Annotated in this window: 20 protein-coding genes and 1 riboswitch; of the genes, 13 read left to right on the top strand and 7 right to left on the bottom strand. The window is 72.1% G+C overall.

All coding sequences use genetic code 11. The annotated features are described in order from the left end of the window. Window positions 1–78 precede the first annotated feature (78 nt). Together purN and purH are read left to right on the top strand one after the other, a co-directional pair. On the top strand, window positions 79–708 hold the full coding sequence (gene purN, locus ACZ52C_RS07725; RefSeq protein ID WP_060883574.1) for a phosphoribosylglycinamide formyltransferase: 630 nt from the start codon (window positions 79–81) through the stop codon (window positions 706–708). Beyond that, window positions 705–2270, top strand: coding sequence for a bifunctional phosphoribosylaminoimidazolecarboxamide formyltransferase/IMP cyclohydrolase (purH, locus tag ACZ52C_RS07720; protein ID WP_469073882.1), 1566 nt, complete (start codon window positions 705–707; stop codon window positions 2268–2270). The genes purN and purH overlap by 4 nt, the downstream gene beginning before the upstream one ends. A gap of 100 nt (window positions 2271–2370) precedes the next feature. Here the strand turns inward: purH and ACZ52C_RS07715 are convergent, their stop codons facing one another. From ACZ52C_RS07715 to ACZ52C_RS07700, 4 genes are all read right to left on the bottom strand, one after another. After that, window positions 2371–4389, bottom strand: a complete 2019-nt coding sequence (locus ACZ52C_RS07715) for a protein kinase domain-containing protein (RefSeq protein ID WP_469073881.1) — start codon at window positions 4387–4389, stop codon at window positions 2371–2373. 147 nt (window positions 4390–4536) lie between these two features. After that, window positions 4537–5178 carry a M23 family metallopeptidase gene (locus ACZ52C_RS07710; RefSeq protein WP_469073880.1) on the bottom strand — a complete coding sequence of 214 codons (642 nt, stop codon included), beginning with the start codon at window positions 5176–5178 and terminating at the stop codon, window positions 4537–4539. 184 nt (window positions 5179–5362) lie between these two features. Continuing rightward, window positions 5363–6730 carry a protein kinase domain-containing protein gene (locus tag ACZ52C_RS07705; RefSeq protein ID WP_469073879.1) on the bottom strand — a complete coding sequence of 456 codons (1368 nt, stop codon included), beginning with the start codon at window positions 6728–6730 and terminating at the stop codon, window positions 5363–5365. After that, complete coding sequence (locus ACZ52C_RS07700; protein WP_469073878.1) at window positions 6727–7488, bottom strand: FHA domain-containing protein; 762 nt, start codon at window positions 7486–7488, stop codon at window positions 6727–6729. The genes ACZ52C_RS07705 and ACZ52C_RS07700 overlap by 4 nt, the downstream gene beginning before the upstream one ends. 202 nt (window positions 7489–7690) lie before the next feature. Here ACZ52C_RS07700 and ACZ52C_RS07695 point away from each other — a divergent pair, with 202 nt between their 5' ends. After that, entirely contained in the window at window positions 7691–8050 is a 360-nt protein-coding gene (locus ACZ52C_RS07695; protein WP_469073877.1) for a hypothetical protein, read from the top strand. A gap of 66 nt (window positions 8051–8116) precedes the next feature. Here the strand turns inward: ACZ52C_RS07695 and ACZ52C_RS07690 are convergent, their stop codons facing one another. After that, entirely contained in the window at window positions 8117–8692 is a 576-nt protein-coding gene (locus ACZ52C_RS07690) for a hypothetical protein (RefSeq protein ID WP_469073876.1), read from the bottom strand. Window positions 8693–8975: 283 nt separating this feature from the next. Here ACZ52C_RS07690 and ACZ52C_RS07685 point away from each other — a divergent pair, with 283 nt between their 5' ends. From ACZ52C_RS07685 to ACZ52C_RS07675, 3 genes are all read left to right on the top strand, one after another. Beyond that, complete coding sequence (locus ACZ52C_RS07685) at window positions 8976–9830, top strand: bifunctional methylenetetrahydrofolate dehydrogenase/methenyltetrahydrofolate cyclohydrolase (protein WP_469073875.1); 855 nt, start codon at window positions 8976–8978, stop codon at window positions 9828–9830. Window positions 9831–10464: 634 nt separating this feature from the next. After that, window positions 10465–10917 carry a DUF3017 domain-containing protein gene (locus ACZ52C_RS07680; protein ID WP_469074172.1) on the top strand — a complete coding sequence of 151 codons (453 nt, stop codon included), beginning with the start codon at window positions 10465–10467 and terminating at the stop codon, window positions 10915–10917. A gap of 422 nt (window positions 10918–11339) precedes the next feature. After that, window positions 11340–11843: a helix-turn-helix domain-containing protein gene (locus tag ACZ52C_RS07675; protein ID WP_469073874.1), complete on the top strand. Its 504-nt coding sequence runs from the start codon at window positions 11340–11342 to the stop codon at window positions 11841–11843. Between the two features lie 75 nt (window positions 11844–11918). Here the strand turns inward: ACZ52C_RS07675 and ACZ52C_RS07670 are convergent, their stop codons facing one another. After that, window positions 11919–12452, bottom strand: a complete 534-nt coding sequence (locus tag ACZ52C_RS07670; protein ID WP_469073873.1) for a peptidoglycan-binding domain-containing protein — start codon at window positions 12450–12452, stop codon at window positions 11919–11921. Between the two features lie 439 nt (window positions 12453–12891). Between ACZ52C_RS07670 and ACZ52C_RS07665 the strand changes: the two genes are divergently transcribed. From ACZ52C_RS07665 to ACZ52C_RS07655, 3 genes are all read left to right on the top strand, one after another. Beyond that, window positions 12892–14223, top strand: a complete 1332-nt coding sequence (locus ACZ52C_RS07665) for a helix-turn-helix domain-containing protein (RefSeq protein ID WP_469073872.1) — start codon at window positions 12892–12894, stop codon at window positions 14221–14223. A 433-nt stretch (window positions 14224–14656) separates the two neighbouring features. Continuing rightward, the gene (locus tag ACZ52C_RS07660; protein WP_319102831.1) at window positions 14657–15646 is read left to right on the top strand and encodes a malate dehydrogenase; all 990 of its coding nucleotides are present in this window, start codon (window positions 14657–14659) and stop codon (window positions 15644–15646) included. Between the two features lie 145 nt (window positions 15647–15791). Continuing rightward, window positions 15792–16616: a hypothetical protein gene (locus ACZ52C_RS07655; RefSeq protein WP_469073871.1), complete on the top strand. Its 825-nt coding sequence runs from the start codon at window positions 15792–15794 to the stop codon at window positions 16614–16616. Window positions 16617–16700: 84 nt separating this feature from the next. Here the strand turns inward: ACZ52C_RS07655 and ACZ52C_RS07650 are convergent, their stop codons facing one another. Next, the gene (locus ACZ52C_RS07650) at window positions 16701–17957 is read right to left on the bottom strand and encodes an epoxide hydrolase family protein (RefSeq protein WP_469073870.1); all 1257 of its coding nucleotides are present in this window, start codon (window positions 17955–17957) and stop codon (window positions 16701–16703) included. A 63-nt stretch (window positions 17958–18020) separates the two neighbouring features. Here ACZ52C_RS07650 and ACZ52C_RS07645 point away from each other — a divergent pair, with 63 nt between their 5' ends. From ACZ52C_RS07645 to ACZ52C_RS07630, 4 genes are all read left to right on the top strand, one after another. After that, window positions 18021–19064 carry a helix-turn-helix transcriptional regulator gene (locus tag ACZ52C_RS07645; RefSeq protein ID WP_469073869.1) on the top strand — a complete coding sequence of 348 codons (1044 nt, stop codon included), beginning with the start codon at window positions 18021–18023 and terminating at the stop codon, window positions 19062–19064. Between the two features lie 151 nt (window positions 19065–19215). Beyond that, the gene (locus tag ACZ52C_RS07640; protein WP_045559552.1) at window positions 19216–19602 is read left to right on the top strand and encodes a hypothetical protein; all 387 of its coding nucleotides are present in this window, start codon (window positions 19216–19218) and stop codon (window positions 19600–19602) included. Window positions 19603–19623: 21 nt separating this feature from the next. Continuing rightward, the gene (locus tag ACZ52C_RS07635; protein ID WP_469073868.1) at window positions 19624–20808 is read left to right on the top strand and encodes a glutathionylspermidine synthase family protein; all 1185 of its coding nucleotides are present in this window, start codon (window positions 19624–19626) and stop codon (window positions 20806–20808) included. 73 nt (window positions 20809–20881) lie between these two features. Continuing rightward, window positions 20882–20970, top strand: a riboswitch (ZMP/ZTP riboswitch). A gap of 31 nt (window positions 20971–21001) precedes the next feature. Next, complete coding sequence (locus ACZ52C_RS07630; protein WP_469073867.1) at window positions 21002–22450, top strand: glycine hydroxymethyltransferase; 1449 nt, start codon at window positions 21002–21004, stop codon at window positions 22448–22450. Window positions 22451–22483: the final 33 nt, after the last annotated feature.

The raw sequence follows: 22483 nt of genomic DNA, 5'->3' as shown, positions 1-22483 counted from the left end.
GGGACGCGAAGCATTCGTATGAATGCACAAGCGCGCAGTACCCGTGTCACCCGACGAACCCGTAGAAAGGGCCCCACCGTGGCCGCCAAGCCCGTGGCCAAGCGCCTCGTCGTGCTGGTCTCCGGATCCGGCACCAACCTCCAGGCGTTGCTGGACGCCATCGCGACGACCGGCGCCGAGGCCTACGGCGCCGAGATCGTGGCCGTCGGAGCCGACCGCGGCGGCGTCGAGGGGCTCGCCCGCGCCGAGCGCGCCGGACTGCCGACCTTCGTCTGCCGGGTCAAGGACCACGAGACGCGCGAGCAGTGGGACGCGGCGCTCGCCGAGGCCGTCGCCGCGTACGAGCCCGATCTCGTCGTCTCCGCCGGGTTCATGAAGATCGTGGGGAAGGAGTTCCTGGCGCGGTTCGGCGGCCGGTTCGTCAACACCCACCCGGCTCTCCTCCCCAGTTTCCCCGGGGCCCACGGCGTGCGGGACGCGCTCGCCTACGGCGCCCGGGTCACCGGCTGCACCGTCCACTTCGTCGACGACGGCGTCGACACCGGGCCGATCATCGCGCAGGGCGTGGTGGAGATCCGGGACGAGGACGACGAGAGCGCTCTGCACGAGCGCATCAAGGAAGTCGAGCGAAGGCTGCTCGTCGATGTCGTGGGGCGGCTCGCCCGCAACGGCTATCGCATTGAGGGACGAAAGGTAGTTATCCAGTGACCGCCGAGAGCAACGCCAAGCGGGCCATTCGCCGTGCGCTTGTCAGCGTCTACGACAAGACCGGCCTCGAGGACCTCGCGCGTGGGCTGCACGAGGCCGGTGTCGAGCTCGTCTCCACCGGCTCCACGGCCGCGAAGATCGCCGCCGCCGGCGTCCCCGTCACCAAGGTCGAGGAACTCACCGGCTTCCCCGAGTGCCTGGACGGCAGGGTCAAGACCCTGCACCCCAGGGTCCACGCGGGCATCCTCGCCGACCTCCGGCTGGAGGACCACCAGCGCCAGCTCGCCGAGCTGGGCGTCGAGCCGTTCGACCTCGTCGTCGTGAACCTCTACCCGTTCCGGGAGACCGTCGCCTCCGGCGCCACCCCCGACGAGTGCGTCGAGCAGATCGACATCGGTGGCCCCTCGATGGTCCGCGCCGCCGCCAAGAACCACCCCTCCGTCGCGGTCGTCACCAGCCCCGCCCGGTACGCGGACGTCCTCGGCGCGGTCAAGGACGGCGGCTTCGACCTCTCCACCCGCAAGCGGCTCGCGGCCGAGGCCTTCCAGCACACGGCCGCGTACGACGTCGCCGTGGCCTCCTGGTTCGCGTCGTCCTACGCGCCCGCCGACGACTCGCAGTTCCCCGACTTCCTCGGGGCCACCTGGGAGCGCGCGCACACCCTGCGCTACGGCGAGAACCCGCACCAGCCGGCCGCGCTGTACGTCTCCGGCACCGGCGGTCTCGCCGAGGCCGAGCAGCTGCACGGCAAGGAGATGTCGTACAACAACTACACGGACACGGACGCCGCGCGCCGTGCCGCGTACGACCACGACGAGCCCGCCGTCGCGATCATCAAGCACGCCAACCCCTGCGGTATCGCGGTCGGCGCGGATGTCGCCGAGGCGCACCGCAAGGCGCACGCCTGTGACCCGCTCTCCGCGTTCGGCGGTGTGATCGCCGTCAACCGGCCGGTCAGCAAGGAGATGGCGGAGCAGGTCGCGGAGATCTTCACCGAGGTCATCGTCGCGCCCGACTACGAGGAGGGGGCCCTGGAGGCCCTCGCCAAGAAGAAGAACATCCGCGTGCTGAAGGCGCCGGGCGCGCCCGCGGCCCCGGTGGAGCTGAAGCCCGTGGACGGCGGTGCGCTGCTCCAGGTGACCGACCGGCTCCAGGCCGACGGGGACGACCCGGCGAACTGGACCCTGGCCACCGGTGACGCCCTCTCCGCGGAGGAACTGGCCGAGCTGGCGTTCGCCTGGAAGGCATGCCGCGCGGTGAAGTCCAACGCGATCCTGCTCGCCAAGGACGGCGCGTCGGTCGGTGTCGGCATGGGGCAGGTCAACCGCGTCGACTCCTGCAAGCTGGCGGTGGAGCGGGCCGGCGCCGAGCGCGCGCGGGGCTCGTACGTCGCCTCGGACGCCTTCTTCCCGTTCCCCGACAACATCGACGTCCTGGGCGCGGCCGGCGTCAAGGCCATCGTCCAGCCGGGCGGTTCGGTCCGTGACGAGCTGGTCGTCGAGGCCGCGCAGAAGGCCGGCATCACGATGTACTTCACGGGGACGCGGCACTTCTTCCACTGAGGTGCCCCCTGAGGTGCTGAGCTGAGAGCGCGCTGCGCGGGGCCCGTCGGACGACGTTCCGACGGGCCCCGCGTCGTACGCGTCCGCGGCGGCCGCACCGCTACGTCGTGCCGCGCAGTGCCGCCCAGGTGTCGGGCCCCACCTGGCCGTCGACCTCCAGCCTCTTCGCGGCCTGGAACTGCTCGACCGCCGACTCCGTGTCCTTGCCGAACTTGCCGTCCACGCCCGAGCCGCCGACGCTGTAGCCGCGCTTCTGGAGCATGCACTGCACCTGTACGACGCGTTGCCCCTCGTCGCCCCGGTCGGTGAGTTCGGTGCCGGAGTAGTACGTGCACTGGGAGATCCAGGCGGGGGTGGCGGGTTTCGTCGCGGTCTTGGTGGCGGTGGGGGCGGGGGTGGGCGCCGCCGAGCCGCCTTCACCGCCCGAGGAACCTTCGGCGCCGGGGGTGGGGCCGGCCGTGTCGCCGGGGGTGGCGTCGGCCGTCTCCCGCGAGGGCCCCGGGGTCGGGCTCGCCCCGTCCCTCTTCTCCTTGTCCTTCTCGGCGGAGGGCGACGGCGAGTCGGAGGAACCCGGCAGGGGGGCCGCGGCCTTCCCGTCGGGCGCCGTGGTCGTACCGGCGGTCGGCGCGGCGGACGCGGAGTCCTCGACGGGCGCCCGGGTGACGAAGTACGCCCCCACGGCCACCGCGCACATCGCCGACGCGGCCACGACGGCGAAGTACGCCCCCTTGCGCCGCCGGGGTGCCACCGACGTGACGGTGGGCCCCTGACCTCCGCCCGAGGTCGGCGGCGCTCCGTACGGGCCGGGCGCCGGCGCGTGCGGCCCGTACGTCCCGGCCGGTGCCGGGACGCCGTACTCACCGGGAGGTGTGGAGGCTCCGTACGCACCGGCCGGGGTGGGGGTTCCGTACGCCGTGGCCGGCGGTGTCGGCGGCCCGTACGTCCCGGCCGGTGTCGGTCCTCCGTACGGACCGCCCGGTGTTCCGGCGTGACCACCCGGGAGGCGGGGCGCGGGCGTGTCGACAGCACCCGGCGCATCGGCGGCCCCCTGCGCCTGGACCCCGGCCGGTACGGCCGCCGAGGGCTTGGCGCGCCGGGTCGGGAGGCGGAGGTGGGCCGTCTCCCGGACGGTGGCGTGGGCCAGGGACGCGCAGGACTGCCGGCGGGCGAGGAGGCGGGAGTGCAGGGGGTCGGGCCAGGGGCGACCGGTGTCGGCGGCGGCCTCGGTGAGGTGGGCCGGGGTGGGACGGTCGGCCGGGTTCTTGGCGAGGCAGGCGGTGAGCAGGGCGGCCAGCGAGGGGTCGGCCGAGGCCAGTTCGGACATCAGCGCCGGCTTGGGTTCCTCGAAGGCAACCCGGTGCATGACGTCGACGCCGGTGCCGTCGCCGAACGGGGCGTGGCCGGTGACGGCGTACACGAGGGTCCCGGCGAGGGAGAAGATGTCGGAGGCGGCGTCGCAGCGGCCGTCCCTGAGGTACTCCGGCGACATGTACGCGGGCGTGCCCACCCGGCTCCCGGTGATGGTGATCGCACTGCTGTCCACCGCCTGCGAGATGCCGAAGTCGATGACGTGGACGCCGTCGGCGGAGACCAGGACGTTGGAGGGCTTGAGGTCGCGGTGGACCACCCCGGCCGCCGCCAGCGCCGACAGGGCCCGGCCGAGTTCGCCCACCAGACGCCAGACCGCGGCGGGCGGCAGCGTGCCGCAGTCGCGGACCGCGTCCGTGAGGTTGAGGCCCGGCAGATACTCCGTGGCCATCCAGAGGAGTTCGCGCCCGTGCTCGTCCTCGGGCTCGAAGCCGGTGCCGAGCAGCTGGGGCGCGTACGGCGTACGGATCCGGTCGTGCACGCCCGCCTCGCGCTGGAACCGGCGCCGGAACTCCGTGTCCTCGGCGTACTCCGGCCGGATCACCTTCACCGCGGCGAGCCCGGGGCCGTCGTCGGCCGGCCGGGCCAGATACACCCGGCCCATTCCGCCGCTGCCGAGCAGCCCGAGCGGTACGTACGGCCCGAGGCGCGCGGGGTCCGACGGCCGCAGCGGGCTCGCGCCGGTCGGCTCCAGCGCGAGGTCACCCGACGCCGGGGCGTGCGGCGGCGGTCCGGGCCGCTGGTCTGACATGGGTCCCCCGGGTGGTGTTCTCTCTGGTCGTGCGCTGCCTCAACGGTCCCATGGGCAACAGGAGTTGACGAGAGACTACCGCGCGGGCCCAGCCGTGTACGGCCCGCCGGAGCATGTCCGGCGGGCCGTACCGAAGGGCGGCTCGGATCAGCAGTTCTTGCTGACGACGTCCTTCCACGTCTTGCTCTTGCCCGTGTAGGACTTGCCGTTGAAGTGCACCGGCTTGCGGTGCTTCTCGGTCGGGACCCCGTTGGTCCGGTACCGCTGCTCGTAGTGCAGGTGGGCGTGGTTGCCGCTGTTCTTGCCGGTGGCCCCGATGCGGCCGATCTGCTTCTTCGCGCCGACGGTCTGGCCCACCTTGACGTACTTGGTGGCGCTGTCCTTCAGGTGGTAGTACGCGGTGTACCAGCCGCCGCCGTGATTGATGATGATCATGTTGCCGGCGCCGGAGTCCTTGTAGGCCTTGACGACCTTGCCCTTGTAACCGGGGTAGACGGGCTTCCCGGAGGAGCCGGTGTTCCCCTTCACCACCATGTCGATGGCCGGGTTGTGGCCCCAGGTGTCGATCCGCCAGTGCGTGTTGCACTGGAACGGCATCTGGAACCTCGGCTTGGCCGCCGCCGCCACGTCACCCGCGTCGGACGTGGACGTGGACGCCGGTGCGGCCGCGGCCGAACCCCCGGCCGTCAGGCCGAAGGAGAGCGCCACGGCGGTCGCGGCGAGCGCGACGGCCGTCCTGCGCCGCGCGGGCGTGTCGGTGGCCGTCGCGGTTGTCGTTGTCGTCGTCATCTTTTCCCCGTTTCCCCGTGTTCCCCGTGGTGTTCTCGTGGTTCTCGCGGTGCGCGTGATTCGTGTTGCTGTCGTGCTGTTCGCTGCGAACGCCTCAAGCATCCGGGTCCGGCCCGCGTCCCGGTACCTCGAAGGTCATAGGGTCGGCCGGGGCGATGGGGTCGGCCGGTCGGTGGCCCGTCGTTCAGCACGACTCCACCCACTCGTGGGAGCGGAGCACCAGGCCGCCCGGGTAGTTGACCTTGGCGTTCTCCTGGACACAGCCGAACGGTTCCTCGCGGTTCGGCTCGCGGAACAGTTCGACGTCGGCGTGCGGGTCGCCGGAGTAGCCGTTGTTGAAGACCGACCTGGGCCGGGTGTCCTTCGCCCAGTCGCAGGTGATGATCCCGCCCAGCCAGTCGTCGTCGTACTCGTACCAGGCGCACATCTCGCCCTGTCCGTCCGCCTCGGTGAAGAAGCAGACGTCACCCCGGTCGCAGCGCTCGTAGCCCTGCGGGGCCGGTTCGCGCAGGGCCAGCAGGCCGGCCGTGGCGAGGGACACGACCGTGAGCGCGGCCAGTCCGCCGAGGAGGGCCGGATGGGGGCCGCGCCTCGGCCGCAGCCGGGGGAGGCGCGGGGAGCGTGCCGCCCCGGCCGCCGTCTCGACGCGGCGGAGCAGGGACGACGCGGTGTGCGGGGCGCGGGCGGCGTGGGTCGGGGCCAGGCAGTCGGTGACGATCTGCCGCCAGGGGCCGGGCAGTTCGGGGGAGAGCCGTAGTTCCTCGCGGCCGCTCGCGTAGCGCAGGACCGCGTCCCGCCGGGCCGGCGGGGCGGCGCCCGGGAAGGGTGGACCGCCGGTCAGGACGAGATGGGCGAGGACGCCGAACGCCCAGATGTCGGCGGTCGGGCGGGTCCGGTGCCCGTGCTCGCCGACCTCGGCCCAGAGCAGCTCGGGCGGGGTGTAGTCGGGAGTGCTGAACGCCGGGGAGTAGGCATGGGTGCCCTCCAGTTCGGCGGCCAGGTTGAAGTCGGCGAGCCGTACCGAACCGTCCGCCATCAGCAGCACGTTGGCGGGCTTGAGGTCGCCGTGCACCCAGCCCGCGTGGTGGAGGTGGGCGATTCCCTCGCAGATCTGGGCGAGGAGCGAGGGCCCGCCCGGCAGGGCGACGGCCCGCTGTCCCCGCGCCCGTGCGGCCAGTTGGTCGATGAACTGGTCGAGGGAGCCCTCGGCGCGTTCCAGTACGAGGACGGAGGCGCCGTCGAGCAGGGGTTCCGACGGGTCGTCCACGGTGAGCGTCTCGTACATGCGGATGAGGCGCGGACGGCGCAGCCGGAGCAGCAACTCCTTCTCGCGTTGGGCGAGTTCCTGGAGGTGGCGCAGCTGGCGCGGGGTGCGGGTGCCGGTGGGGTGGAACTTCAGGGCGGCCTCGGCGGGCAGTCCCTCGGCCGGTTCGGTGCGCCGCGCGGCGTACACCGTTCCGAAGGCCCCGGAGGCCAACGGCTCACGGATCTCCCAGACGCCGACGCGGTACCCCTTCGGCACCGGCACGGCGTACGGCTCCCGTGTGCTCATCGGTCCGCACCGGCCTTCAGCACCGTCAGGTCGGACTCGCGGACGAGGTCGAAGCGCAGGGCCAGGGAGACCAGGCGGTCCTTCTTGCCGTTGAGGCGGGCGCCGCCGGGCGGCGCGGACTCCGGGGCCGGTTTCAGCCGCAGCTTGACGGCCAGGTAGTCGATGTTCCACTGCACGGCGGTGCGGGACACCGACGGCCAGCCGGGGCGCAGCAGTTCGACCAGTTCGTCGGCGGTGGCGAGCGCGGCGTGCGGTTCGCCGCGCAGCCGTGGGGCGCACAGGGCGGCCAGCACCTGGAAGTACCGTTTGCCCCGGTCGAGCGGGAACGCGGACGCGGTGGGCGAGCCGTCACGGGGGCCGGCCTGGTCGAGGAAGTCGTGGCGCGGGGCCCAGACGTCGAAGCTGAGCAGTTCGCTGCCCGCGGGCAGCACCACCCGCGAGAACTCGAACGGCACCGGCGCGTCCAGCCGCCCCGGCGCGACCTTGATGTGTTCGCCGGCGCCCTCCGGGTTCTCCACCACGTACGTCTGCGCGCGGCTCAGATTGCTGAGCGTCCAGTAGGCGCCCGTGGCCGTGATCTCCCCGGCCTCCCGGGACACGCCCTCGTGCGCGATGGTCAGATGCGGCGTGCCCGGCCGCCGCGTACGGCCGAAGGGCAGGGACTCGCCGGGTGCGAGCCGGACCTGTTCGCCCGGTCGTCCTCCGTCGACGGGCACGGGCACGGGCACGGGCACGGGCACGACGATGATGCTGTGCATGACTGGTTCCTCCCCCGAGGCAGACATGGACGCGTCAGAGTACGGGCCGGGGAGGCAAACACCACAGGTCCGGCGTAAGCGGCGTTTCCGTGACACCTGCGACGGCGGTATGCGGAATGGCCGATACCCCGGTGCAGAGGCGGGCGTTCCGCTGCGAGGGTCGAGGGGCCGGTCCAATCGCTCGGGACTCAGGGGGTCAGTCATGCGCAACAGGTCGGGGCGGACACGCCGGGGCGCCGCCGTCGGGGCGGCACTCGCGGTGGCGCTCGGTACGGGGGTGGGCGGCGCCGCGGCCGCCGAGGACGAGGCCGTGGTGATCTGCCAGGTCGGGTACGTGTGTCTCCAACCGCTGCTGGGCACGCAGCCGGTCCTGGTCAGGGAGGGCGAGCGGGCCACGTTCGACCCGGCTCTGCGGGTCACCGAGGTCACCAACATGACCCGCGTCACCTACTGCGTGACCGGCGGTTTCAGCTACGCGCTCCGGCCCGGTGGGACGCAGACCTGGGACAGCTCCGTGAACACGGTGGGGCCCATGCCGGTGCCCGGCGCCTGTCTGGCGTGAACGCGCCGAAGGGCCGTGCCCCCGGTGTGCGGGGGTACGGCCCTTCGCTGTGTTCGGCGGTTCAGTTCAGTAGCGCGGGCGGTTGAACCACGCCTTGCCGGCCGCGTTGCCGACGAAGACGGCGATCAGGATGCCCAGCACCAGGTGGACCAGGCCGATCAGGAAGAACGGGAAGACGCCCAGGACGGCCGTGATGATGCCGAAGACCAGTGCGGCGACGCGTACGCCGTTGCCGCCGGACTTGAACTTCACGGCCAGCATGATCGCGTAGACGAGCCAGGCCACCGCGAAGACGGCGATCGCCACCATCTGGCCGGTGGGGATGTTGCCCAGCGCCTCCGCCAGGGCCGGGTCCTCGGTGCTGTCGCTGGCCGCCGCCACACCGATCGCGCCGATGCCGTACAGGAGCACGCCGACGACCTGGAGGCCGACGATGACCCAGAGCATGATGCGGGCCGCGTTCACCGAGCTGGGCATGGTCTCGGGCGCGTTCGGGTAGCCGCCGTAGCCCTGGGAGACCGGCGGGGCGGCCGGGTAGCCGTACCCCGGCTGCTGGGGCTGGTTCTGCTGCGGGTAGCCGTAGCCCTGGGCGGGCTGCTGCTTGGGCTGGCCGTACGGGTTGTTCGGGTCGCCGAAGCTCATGGCGGGGTTTCCTCCGTTGCCTGGTGCGGGGACGCGCGGCACGGTTCGGAGGAATGCCCTGCTCTGGTAATGGTCACGCCCCCCGGCAGTGCCCGCGGCACTGTGTCTCAATCGTTTTATATGCCCGCCCGGATGTCCAGGGCGATTCGCCGGGTGTTGTGCAAGTGCAACACATCCGATCTTGCCCGGGAACGGACCGCGATCCGGCTCGGCACGGGTCGGAGGGCGTCCGCCTGGTGACCGGATTGGAACCCGGCGCCGGTCATCCGCGAAGATTGGGGCCATGAGCGCCCAGATTCTCGATGGCAAGGCCACCGCAGCCGCGATCAAGTCCGATCTGACCGCCCGCGTGGCGGTGCTGAAGGAGAAGGGCGTCACGCCCGGACTCGGCACGATCCTGGTCGGGGACGACCCCGGCAGCCAGAAGTACGTGGCGGGCAAGCACCGCGACTGCGCGCAGGTCGGCATCGCCTCCATCCAGCGCGAACTGCCCGCGACCGCCACGCAGGAGGAGATCGAGGCGGTGGTGCGGGAACTGAACGAGGACCCCGCGTGCACCGGGTACATCGTGCAGCTGCCGCTGCCCAAGGGCATCGACGAGAACCGCATCCTCGAACTGATGGACCCCGACAAGGACGCGGACGGACTGCACCCGATGAACCTCGGGCGCCTCGTCCTGAACGAGCCCGCGCCGCTGCCCTGCACCCCGAACGGTGTCCTCACCCTGCTCCGGCAGTACGGCGTCGAGATCAAGGGCGCCGAGGTCGTGGTCGTCGGGCGCGGTGTCACCATCGGGCGCCCGATGCCACTGCTGCTGACCCGACGCAGCGAGAACGCGACGGTGACCCAGTGCCACACCGGCACGCGGGACCTGGCCGCGCACCTCAAGCGCGCCGACATCATCGTCGCCGCGGCGGGCTCGGCCCACCTGATCCGGCCCGAGGACGTGAAGCCGGGCGCAGCCGTCCTCGACGTCGGTGTCTCCCGCTCCGCCGAGGGCAAGATCGTCGGCGATGTGCACCCCGGTGTCGCCGAGGTCGCCGGCTGGATCTCCCCCAACCCCGGGGGTGTCGGGCCGATGACCCGCGCGCAGCTGCTCGTCAATGTGGTCGAGGCGGCGGAGCGCAGTGTCGGCTGACGGCAGGGCGAGGGGGACGTCCGGACCACCGGGGTCCCCGTACCGAGCCGGACCACTCGGGGCGTCGGCCGCCGGCGTCCCCGGAAAGACAGCGGCCGAGCCCGCCGAGCCGCACCGCGAGAACGGCGCGCGCGACGGGGCGGCGCCGTCGGAGAGGGCACAGATGTCGAGGACGACGGAAACGACCGGCTCCGCCGCGGTGAACGGGCCGGCCGGGGCCACCGAGACGGTGGCGCCGGCGGACGCGGCTGGAACCACCGGGCCCGCCGAGGCGACCGGGTCGGCTGCGCAGGCGGGGGCGGCTGGCGTGGAGGGGGCGACCGGGGCGGCCGAGGCTGGCGGTGCCGCAGAGCCGACTGGGGCGGCCAAAACCGCCAAGGCTGCTGAGACGACCGAGGCTGCTGAGGCGGCCGAGGCGGCCGAGGCGGCTGAGGCGGCCGAGACGACCGAGACGACCGAGACGACCGAGACGACCGAGACTGCCCGGTCCACCCCGCCCTCCGGGGAATCCGGGTCGAACACGGCTGCCAAGGCAACCCAGCCCTCCGGCGACGCCGAGTCGGGCAGTGCTTCCCGGGCTTCCGGGGCGGGTGAGGCCGGCGGTGGGCCGGAGTCCGGGGCGGGCGCCGGTGAGATCGAGGTGTCGGATCACATCAGCGTGCCCGGGGCCGATGGGAAGCCCGTGCGTGGCACCCGGCGGTTTCCCATGTTCACCAAGGACACCGCGCCGCCCGAGGGCGGTGGCCGGGCCGCGTCGCGCGAGGCGCCGGCCCCTGTCCGGCAGTGGCCCATCCTCGCCGTGCTGAGCACCGTGGCCCTCGGGCTCCTGCTCACCGCGCTGGACGCGTTCCGGGCCGGCACCATCCTGATCGGCGTCGCGCTGCTCGCCGGTGCCGCGCTGCGCTGGGCCGTCCGGGACGTCGGCATGCTCGCCGTCCGCTCCCGCTTCACCGACATGGCCACGTACATCGTCCTGGGCACCACCATCGTGCTGCTCGCGCTGATGGCCCAGCCCAGGCCGCTGCTGGAGATCCCGTTCCTCAAGGACACGCTGCACTTCACGGTGGGCGACGAGGAGACCGGCTGAGCCCAACCGCCTCGCCCCCGGCCCCGGCACGGTGCGACGGCGGTCCGTCCCCTCCCCCGAGTAAGGACGGACCGCCGTCGCACTCCACGTTCCTGCACGGCGAACAACCTGTTCAACACCTGGCAGGCCGCTGTGTCACGGAAGTGACCATTCCGCCAAGGTGTCCGCATCAGGCCACGGCGACGGCACCCGGACGTCATCCGGGCATGGCAGCACAACGCCGGAGCGTGGGCCCTGCCACGCGCCCCCGTCGCGCTCCTCGCTTCGCCTCACGCCTCCGCCCCCGTCACTCCACGCCCCTCCAGGACACCCAGGCCCACGCTCCGAACGTCACAGCTCCGACGCCCGTACTGGTGGGAACCGGTGCACCCACGACCGTCGTCACCTGCTCAGACCCGCCCTCGAGCCGAGGAGGCAGCCCGATGAGCGCCTGGCAGCCGCTGCCGGACGAACTCCCCCCGGAGGTACAGCACTTCGTCGAACAGCTGCGCCTGCTGAAGGACCGCACGGGACTGAGTCTCGTCGCACTCGGCGCGCGCACCGCGTACAGCAAGTCCTCCTGGCAGCGGTACCTCAACGGCAGCCAGCCCCCGCCCCGGCAGGCGGTCGTGGCCCTGTGCCGGGTCGCCGGGGAGGACGCCGAACGGTTCGGGGCGCTCCGGGAACTGGCCCTACGGGCCTGGCCGCGCCCGGCCCCCCAGACGGTGCCGCCGGCCCCGCCGTCCGACCCCGGCACCGCGGGGGAGCGGGCGGAGAACGCGGCGGAGGCCTACGAGGACGACCCCACGCTCCCCTGGTGGGACACCCCCGCCGACGAACCGGCCCCCCGCCCGCCCGGCCGCATCGCCCTGTACGCCGCCCTCGCCGTCCTGGTCGCCCTGCTCCTGGTCGCCGCCGCGCTGATAGGGGCCGTCACGCTGTCGTGACGACCCCCGTCGGCGGCCGGGGCGCCCGCGGGCACCGGCGGCACGCGCCGTCACCGGTCGGCGCCGGTCGGCCCCTCAGCCGCGCCAGTCGTACGCGGCGACCTTCCACTTCGAGCCGATCCTGACGTAGTAGTCCCCGTCGAGGCGCTTGAAGTCCACCTCGTGCGCCAGGCCCGCGTACGTCACCCCGCCGTCGCCGGCCGGCCCGTCGAGGAAGCCGTCGGCCTGACCGAAGGTCTCCTTGCCGACGATGCCGTCGACGTCCTCCAGGTCTTCCTGGGCCTGCCAGTACTTGGTCGCCGAGCGGGTCTTCCAGCCGAAGACCCCGTCGATGTCCCACGCGGTGAAGGTGTGCAGAGTGCCGCTGGAGTCCTTCCACTTGGCGCCGTCGGCGTACAGGACGCTCTGCCACAGCCGCGTCGCGTTGCTCTCGGAGTGCGAGTTGACGGACAGCGTGCCCTCGTCGCCCCAGTCGTTGTACGCGGCACCGGAGCCGTCGACGACGTGCGGCGAGGACGCCGCGGCGAGCGGAACGGCGGTACCGAGCGCGAGCCCGGCCGAGGCCGTCACGGCGACGGCCGCGAGCAGCAGCCTGGCCTTGAGTTGCATGTGATCCCCCTGGTCCCCGTTGACCTGTCGACGTTCACTGACGCACACGTCCCCCGTCGGTGTGTACGAGGCGCACGAGCCCCTGTTCGACTCGGGTGACCGTGCCTGTGTGATCGGTGTGTCGATGTGTTGACAAGTTCGAGGATGTGCGGCCGACCCGCTCGACACCAGGGCTAACGTGGGCATTTGGGATGGGCCGGGACGTCCCGTGCCTGGACCTGCGATTCCGCCCGGAAATCCGGGATGCCGGTGGGACACTGGACCGCAGACCGTTGGGGGGCGTGCGACGGCGTATGAGCAGGTCCGAAATGCTCCCGCGCGCCCCTTTTCGGGGAACTGGCATCCCCGCTGGGCGCATCCCAGTGGGTAGGCCAGAACGGGGCTTCGGAGAGGGCCCCGGGTCGTACGGAGAGACGTACGGGGGGAAGAGGGGGAAGTAATGCCTCGTTGGAGGGCCTTGCCGGATGAACTCGATCCACAGGTCAGGGAGTTCGCGGGCCAGCTCCGTCGGCTCGTCGACCGCGGTGGGCTGAGTGTCGCCGCGGTGGCCGACCGCACGGGCTACAGCAAGACGTCCTGGGAGCGGTATCTCAACGGCAGACTCCTCGCGCCGAAAGGCGCGATCGTCGCGTTGGCCGAGGTGACCGGTACCGATCCCGTCCATCTGACCACCATGTGGGAGCTGGCCGAGCGGGCCTGGAGCCGTTCGGAGATGCGCCACGACATGACCATGGAAGCGATCCGTATCTCGCAGGCCCGCGCCGCCCTCGGCGAGACGGGCGGTCAGGCCACCGTCAAGGGCGGCGGCGGCCGGAACGCCCGAGCGGGCCGCAGCGTCACCGCGACTCCGGGCGTGGCGGGCCCGGCGGGCGTCTCACCGACCGTCCCGGTGCAGCCGCGCTCCCCGAGCGATCGCATCCCGCGCGCGCCGTACGGGGGTGCGCACACGCCGTCCACCTCGTCGCCGTCCGCTCCCTCCGTGTCCTCCTCCGCCCCTCCGTACGGCGGGGCCGGTGGGGCCGGGGCGGTCGCCGGGGGCGCGTCCCGCATCAGCTGGGGAGCGGCGCCGTCGCAGCCGTCACCGTCGTCGGTCTCGTCGGGGGCCGCCCCGGGCTCCGCCCCGGTGTCGTCGGCTTCGTCGGTGTCGTCGTCCCGGGGCCCGGCCGGTGCCGCGGGCTCCGGTGGCGTCCGGGCCGGCGGTGACGCCTCGGCTCCCTCCGGTGCCTTCGGGCCGCCGCCGGGCGGTGGCGGCCGCCCCGACGAGGGCGACTCGCAGCCGAGACGGCGCGTGACGATGTTCCTCGCCGGAGCCGTCGGCGCGCTCGTCGTGATCGCGGCGGCCTTCTTCCTCACCAACGGTGACGGCAAGGACCAGGCGGAGGGCACGCCGTCGACCTCCCCGTCGACCTCGCTCGGCGCGAACCCCGACCTCCCGGCCGGCGTGAAGTGCAGCGGCAAGGACTGTGCCGGCAAGGACCCCGAGACCATGGGGTGCATCGGCAACCTCGTCCGGACCACCGACGAGGCCACGATCGGCACCACCCGGGTCGAGGTCCGCTACAGCAAGGCCTGCCAGGCCGCCTGGGCGCGCATCACGGGCGCCACCCAGGGCGACGAGGTCCAGGTCACGGTCGGAAAGACCAAGCAGACCGCCGCCATCGAAGCCGCCGGCGACAACATCGCGTACACGCAGATGATCGCCGTCAAGGACGCGGGCGAGGCCACGGCCTGCGCGACGCTGGCATCGGGGCAGAAGGGCTGCACGGGGTAGCGGGCCGTGCGGGAAGAGGCCGGTGAGGGAGTGGTCCGGCGCGCGCCCCCGGAAGGGGCGCGCGCCCGTCACGTTCGGTCACCACTCCTGCCGGAAAAGTAATCACGGCGTAAGTGGAATGTTCGACGAACTCCGGGGCAGGCGGAGAGTACCCCCACGGGAGTCCGGCCCGCCCGGGAGACGCGCACCGTCTTCCCGGCCCGGCACCCCCACAGGCGGCCGCCTTGGTCCCACCCCCCGGACCGGCGGCCGCCTCTTTCGTGTGGTCCTCCCCGCGGCGCGACTTGTGGGGTGGGCCACACGAACCCCGGCCGTCCGGGATCCCGGATGCGCGATAGCCTGACCACCGATCTCTTGATGCCGAGAGATCGATCATTTGTACGTCCCGCAGGGGCAGGGACGCCCCACCGCCAGCTGTCATACGGAGAACGCCATGACCCGCACTCCCGTGAACGTCACCGTCACCGGCGCGGCCGGCCAGATCGGTTACGCCCTGCTCTTCCGCATCGCCTCCGGCCAGCTGCTCGGCGCGGACGTGCCGGTCAAGCTCCGCCTCCTGGAGATCACGCCGGCGCTCAAGGCCGCCGAGGGCACCGCCATGGAGCTGGACGACTGTGCCTTCCCGCTCCTTCAGGGCATCGACATCACGGACGACCCGAACGTGGCCTTCGACGGCGCCAACGTCGGTCTGCTCGTCGGCGCCCGCCCCCGCACCAAGGGCATGGAGCGCGGCGACCTGCTCGAGGCCAACGGCGGCATCTTCAAGCCGCAGGGCAAGGCCATCAACGACCACGCGGCGGACGACATCAAGGTCCTCGTCGTCGGCAACCCGGCCAACACCAACGCCCTCATCGCCCAGGCCGCCGCGCCGGACGTCCCGGCCGAGCGCTTCACCGCGATGACCCGCCTGGACCACAACCGCGCGCTGACCCAGCTGTCGAAGAAGACGGGCGTCCCGGTCTCCGAGATCAAGAAGCTCACGATCTGGGGCAACCACTCCGCGACCCAGTACCCGGACATCTTCCACGCCACGGTCGCCGGCAAGAACGCCGCCGAGGTCGTGGGCGACGAGAAGTGGCTCGCCGAGGACTTCATCCCGACCGTCGCCAAGCGTGGCGCCGCGATCATCGAGGCCCGTGGCGCCTCGTCGGCCGCCTCCGCCGCCAACGCCGCCATCGACCACGTCTACACCTGGGTCAACGGCACCGCCGAGGGCGACTGGGCCTCCATGGGCATCCCGTCCGACGGTTCCTACGGTGTGGCCGAGGGCCTCATCTCCTCCTTCCCCGTCACCGTCAAGGACGGCACGTACGAGATCGTCCAGGGCCTGGAGATCAACGAGTTCTCCCGCGCCCGGATCGACGCCTCGGTCCAGGAGCTGGCGGAGGAGCGCGAGGCGGTTCGCGCGCTCGGCCTCATCTGAGCAGCCCTCCCGGGGACGACCTCCCCTTAGCTCACCCACGCAGGCCCTGTCCCGGTTTCAGCCAGGACGGGGCCTGTTCGGCGTGTTCGCCGCTATCGTCTGCCTACGCACGTCATGAGGAGCCGACGTCGGCAAGGGGGACGGGATGACGCGCTGGGACCCGCACCAAGGGCGCTGGGTGGACGAGCCTTCCGGAGGGGGCGGCAGCCCCTGGCCGCGCACGGCGGCCATCGTCGTACTGGCCGCGCTGCTCGGCGGCGGCATCGGATTCGGGGTGTGGTCCCTGGCCCGGGACGACGACCCGACCCGCACGGCGGCCACGGACACCTCCGCCTCCACGCCCCCGCCCTCCGTCTCGGCGGCGGGCTCCGAGGACGGCGGGACCACCGCCCCGGCCACCCCGAAGCGGTCGGACACCGGGGACGAGGACGACGCGGGGGACGGCGGTACGGTCCAGGGCGCGGACGGGGGCGAGGACGGGAGCGACGGCGCGGATGGCGCCCCCGGCTATGTACGCTCCGACGACCCGGCGGGCTTCACCGTCTACGTGCCCTCCGGCTGGGACCGGACCGCGAAGACGCCGGCGGGCAAACCCCCCGTCGTGACGTACGAGTCCCCGGACGGCAGCCGGATCCTCCAGCTCTTCCAGATCAGCGAGGGCAGTCCCGCCGAGTCCATGGAGCTGGCCGAGAACGAGAACTACGGCTTCGCCCGCCTCCCCGGCTACCGCGTCATCGACCGCGCCACCGCCGACGACGACAGCTTCGCCGAGGTCGTCTACCGCTTCGACGGTGACGGCGATCTGGGCCCCCGTCAGGTCGTCGACCACCGCTTCCGCACGGCCGACGACCAGATCTACGGCGTCCGCCTCAGCGCCCCCGAGTCGACCCCGCTCGACACACTGCGCAAACCGGTCACGATGGCGGTCGACTCCCTGTGCCCGGCGGGAGCGACCTGCGTACAGGGGTGAGCACGGGGGCGGCCTTCCGGAACACGAGCGCCCCGTGCGCGTCCCCGTCGTGGCCCTCCACCTGCACCTCCACCTCGACCTGCTTCACCTTCTCCGCAGGTCGCGGAAGAACTCCCGGACGTCCTCGACGAGTGCCTCCGGGGCCTCCAGGGAGAGGAAGTGGCCCCCGCGGTCGAGTTCGGTCCACCGCACGATGTCGTGGTCCCGCTCGGCCCAGCGCCGGACCGTCACATCGTGCGCCGAGACCAGCACGGCGGTGGGTACCTTCGCGCCCCCACCGCCCGCCTCGCCCCAGGAACTCGCGGAGATCTCCTCGTAGTAGATCTGCGCGGCCGACGCGGCCGTGCCGGTGAACCAGTACAGCGAGACGTTCGTCAGCATGCGGTCCCGGTCGACGCTGTCCTCGGGCAGCCCGTCCTCGGGATCCGTGAGTTCCTTGAACTTCTCGACGATCCAGGCCAGTTGCCCCACGGGGGAGTCCGTGAGCCCGTACGCCACCGTCTGCGGCCGTTTGGAATTGCACTGGAGATAGCCGTCGTTGAAGTCCTGCATGGCCTGCCAGCGCCGCTCCTCGACCTCGCTGAGGCCGTCCGTCTCGCCCTCCGCCCCGGCGGGGAAGGCGATCAGGGCGTTGACGTGGACCCCGACGACCCGGTCCGGTGCCTGCCTGCCCATCTCGGGCGCGATCCACGACCCGGTGTCGTACCCCTGGACCCCGTACCGCTCGTACCCCAGACGTGACATCAGCCCCGTGAGCACCGTGGCCGTGCGGGCCGCGTCCATCCCGGGCCCCGCCAGCGGTGTGGAGAGCCCGAACCCCGGCAGTGACGGAACGATCAGGTGAAACGCGTCTGCCGGGTCCCCGCCGTGCGCCCGGGGATCCGACAACGGGCCGATGACGTCCAGGAAATCCACCACCGAGCCCGGCCATCCGTGCAGCAGCAGCAACGGCGTGGCCCCCGCCTCCGGTGACCGCACATGCAGAAAGTGCACGTTCTGTCCGTCGACCTCGGCCGTGTACTGGTCGTACGCGTTGAGCGCCGCCTCCTGCGCCCGCCAGTCGAAGCCGGTGCGCCAGTACTCGGCGAGTTCCTTCAGATATCCGCTCGGCACGCCCCGACTCCAGCCCACACCGGGCAGTTCGTCGGGCCAGCGGGTGTCGGCCAGCCGTCGGCGCAGGTCGTCGAGCCGGTCCTGCGGGACCGCGATCCGGAACGGGGTGGGAGCGGGAGCGGAGGTGGAAGTGGGAGTGGGTGCGGGTGTGCCCGGGGCTGCCAGGCCGGGGTCGACGTCGAGGTGGGGCTCGGACGAGGGAAGGGCAGCTGCTGTCGGCTTCGTCATGGCTCCGACGCTACGAACCGGTTGGGTCAGCTCCGGTCCTAACTCTGCGGCACCCTCATGACCATGCTGGAGACCTCCGGACGACTGCTGAAACTGCTCGCCCTGCTGCAGAGCCACCGCGACCGTGACCGCTCCGGCGCGGAACTCGCCGAGCAGCTCGGCGTCAGCCGGCGCACCCTGCGGCGGGACGTCGAGCGACTGCGTGACCTCGGCTACCCCGTGCACGCCGCTCGGGGCGCCGCCGGATACCGGCTCGGCGCCGGCGCGAGCCTGCCGCCCCTGCTGCTCGACGACGAGGAGGCCGTCGCGGTCGTGGTCGGACTGCGCACCGCCGCCGAGGGCACGGTGACCGGCATCGAGGAGGCCTCGCTGCGCGCGCTCGGCAAGCTGGAGCAGGTGTTGCCGTCCCGGCTGCGACACCGGGTGACCACCCTGCACCACGCCACCGACCGGGCCGGTGCTGCCCCGGCCCCCAAGGTCTCGCCGGACACCCTCATGGCCATCGCCGAGGCCTGCCGCCGCCACGAACGCCTCCGCTTCGACTACACCAGCCCCCACACCTCCACCCCCGATCCCCACCCTCACCCTCCCCGATCCACCGCCGCTCCCACCGCCACCGCCACCCCCACTCCCGCCCGCCGCGTCCGCACCGTCGAGCCGCACAGGCTCGTCAGCTTCGACCGGCACTGGTATCTCGTCGCCTGGGACCTGGACCGCGCCGACTGGCGCACCTTCCGCGTCGACCGCCTCGTGCCGCGCACACCGACGGGACCACGCTTCGCCCCGCGCGCTCTGCCCGACGGCGACGCGGCGACCTATCTCGCGCACCGCCTGTCCTCCCGGGCCTGGCCCTTCCGGGCCACCGTCACCCTGCACGAGCCGGCCGCGTCGGTCGCCGAACGGCTCTGGCCCGGCATGGGCGTCCTCGAACCCCTCGACGACGACCGCTGTCTGCTGCACCTGGGCGCCGAGACCCCGCGCGACCTCGCCTGGATGATCACCTCGGTCGACACCGACTTCACCCTGGACGCATCGGCCTCCCCCGAACTCGCCGACGTCCTGCGCGCCCAGGCCGTCCGCTCGCTGGCGGCGATCCGCCGCCCGTAACCGTCGCTCCGCACCCGGTTGGCCCTCTGCGGGAGTCGATCACTAGTCTGAGCGCCGGCAAAGCGCACATAAGTGGGTGGCCGGTTCTCGCGTACGCATCGCGGGCCGGCCCCGGTACAACGGGACTCACGAGTCCTACGGGGGAGCACACATGGGAGAACAGCGCAGGCGGCTGCGGTCCAGCACGGTCGTACTCGGGGGAATGGGCGTCGTCGCGGCGGCCCTGACCTCCTGCGGTTCCGATCCGGACCGCCGCTGCGTGGACCGCGACAGCTACGACTACGCCAACGGCTACAAGATCATCGCCGACAAGAACTGCAACTCGGGCTCCAGTTCCTCCTCGTACGGCAAGAACCGCAAGAGCAACAGCAGCGGCAACCGCAGCCAGTCCGGCTCGGTCGACGCCGCCTGGTACTACGACGCGGACGTCAGCGGCGGCCGCGCCGACTACGGCACCTTCAGCCGCAGCGAGGCCGTCGACCGGGACGGCTTCGGCTGCTCGGGCGACGGCGACGGCTCCGGCTCCAGCGGCGGCTGAGCCGGCGGACGAGGCAGCACCATGGAACGCCGCACCATCGAACCCCGTCCGGGCTGGCAGGAGACCGTCGAGGAACAGGGCCTCATCTATCCCCTGACCCGCCACCCCGACGGCTCCCTGCGTCCGTACTGGGACGAGAGCGCGTACTACGTCTTCTCGCTGCCCGAGGTCGAGGCGCTGGAGGAGGTCGTCGAGGAACTGCACGGGATGTGCCTGGCGGCGGCCGAACACATCGTGACCGAGGACCGCTTCGCCGACCTCGGCATCACCGACCCACGCCTCGCCGGCCTCGTCGCCGAGGCGTGGCGCCGACGGGCCGAACTGCCGTCCCTCTACGGCCGCTTCGACCTCCGCTACGACGGGACCGGCCCCGCCAAGATGCTGGAGTACAACGCCGACACCCCGACCTCGCTCGTCGAGGCGGCCAGCCCTCAGTGGTTCTGGATGGAGCAACGCTTCCCGGGCGCCGACCAGTGGAACTCCCTCCACGAACGCCTCGTCGACGCCTGGAAGAAGCAGGCTCCCCTCCTTCCGCCGGGCAGCCCCCTCTACTTCGCGCACTCCGCCGGCGACGAACTCGGCGAGGACCTGATGACGGTCGCCTACCTGAAGGAGACCGCCGAACAGGCCGGACTCGCCACCGACTGGATCTCCATGGAGGACATCGGCTGGGACCGCCTCTCCGAACGCTTCGTCGACAAGAAGCTCCGCTTCATCCGCAGCATCTTCAAGCTCTACCCCTGGGAGTGGCTCACCACCGACCGCTTCGCCCCCCATGTCCTCGCCACCCTCGACAACGGCGGCGGCACCGGGACCACGATGTGGATCGAACCCGCCTGGAAGATGCTCCTCAGCAACAAGGCCCTCCTCGCCGTCCTCTGGGAGCTGTTCCCCGGCCACCCCAACCTCCTCCCGGCCTATCTCGACGGCCCCCGCGAACTGGCCGCCACCACCGGCTACGTCGCCAAACCCCTCCTCGGCCGCGAGGGCGCCGGTGTCACCCTCCACGCCCCCGACACGGCCGTCGTACTCCGTGAAGAGCCCTGCTGCTACCAGGAGTTGGCACCCCTCCCGGCCTTCGACGACAACCACGTCGTCCTCGGCGCCTGGGTCGTCGAGAACGAGTCCGCGGGGCTCGGTATCCGCGAGTCCTCGGGCCTGGTCACCGACGAGTACGCCCGCTTCCTCCCGCACGTGATCCTCTGACCCACGCCCCCTCCTCCCGTCGTTCGAATGGTGGACGTCCCGGCCCGCCGCTCCCTGCCGCCCGATAGGGTGGACAGCGGGTCGTGACTGGCGCGCTGGGATGGGATGGACCATCAGGGAGCGGCCCGGGGAAGATGAGTGCCGTGCGCCTGGGCCGTACCGTGAACGCTGAACGCAACGTCCGGAGGTCCCCATGTCAGCCGAGCCCCTCTCCCACGAGTCCACCGCCTTCCGTGCCGCCCTCGATGTGATCCGCGCCGTCGAGCCGCGGGTGGCCGACGCCATCGGCCAGGAGGTCACCGACCAGCGCGAGATGCTCAAGCTGATCGCCTCCGAGAACTACGCCTCCCCGGCCACCCTCCTGGCCATGGGCAACTGGTTCAGCGACAAGTACGCCGAGGGCACCATCGGCCGCCGCTTCTACGCCGGCTGCCGCAACGTCGACACCGTCGAGTCCCTCGCCGCCGAGCACGCCAAGGAACTCTTCGGCGCCCGCCACGCCTACGTCCAGCCGCACTCCGGCATCGACGCCAACCTGGTCGCCTTCTGGTCCGTCCTCGCCGACCGCGTCGAGGTCCCCTTCCTGGAGAAGGCCGGCGCCCGCCAGGTCAACGACCTCTCCGACGCCGACTGGGCCCAGCTCCGCCAGGCCTTCGGCAACCAGCGCATGCTCGGCATGTCCCTGGACGCCGGCGGCCACCTCACCCACGGCTTCCGCCCGAACATCTCCGGCAAGATGTTCGACCAGCGTTCCTACGGCACCGACCCCGCCACGGGCCTCATCGACTACGAGGCCCTGCGCGCCTCCGCGCGTGACTTCAAGCCGCTGATCATCGTCGCCGGGTACTCCGCCTACCCCCGTCTGGTGAACTTCCGGATCATGCGCGAGATCGCCGACGAGGTCGGCGCCACGCTCATGGTGGACATGGCGCACTTCGCGGGCCTCGTCGCCGGAAAGGTCCTCACCGGCGACTTCGATCCCGTACCGCACGCCCAGATCGTCACCACGACCACCCACAAGTCGCTGCGCGGCCCGCGCGGCGGCATGGTCCTGTGCGACGACTCCCTCAAGGACCAGGTCGACCGAGGCTGCCCGATGGTCCTCGGCGGCCCCCTTCCGCATGTCATGGCCGCCAAGGCCGTCGCCCTCGCCGAGGCCCGTCAGCCCGCCTTCCAGGACTACGCCCAGCGCATCGTCGACAACTCCCGCGCCCTCGCCGAGGGGCTGATGCGCCGTGGTGCCACCCTGGTCACCGGCGGCACCGACAACCACCTCAACCTGATCGACGTCGCCACCTCCTACGGTCTCACCGGCCGCCAGGCCGAGGCCGCGCTGCTCGACTCCGGCATCGTCACCAACCGCAACGCCATCCCGGCCGACCCGAACGGCGCCTGGTACACCTCCGGCATCCGCATCGGCACGCCCGCGCTGACCACGCGGGGGCTGGGCACCGCCGAGATGGACGAGGTCGCCGGCCTCATCGACCGCGTCCTCACCACCGCCGAGCCCGGCACCACCAAGTCCGGCGCCCCCTCCAAGGCCCAGCACGTCCTCGACGCGAAGGTCTCCGACGAGATCTCCCGTCGCGCCACCGACCTCGTCGCCGGCTTCCCGCTGTACCCGGAGATCGACCTCGGCTGACCCGGTCGACCCTCTGACCGCCGCCCCGGTGGC

The organism is Streptomyces sp. NPDC034049 (genome assembly GCF_055575575.1).
This window is presented reverse-complemented; position numbering and strand designations above follow the sequence as displayed.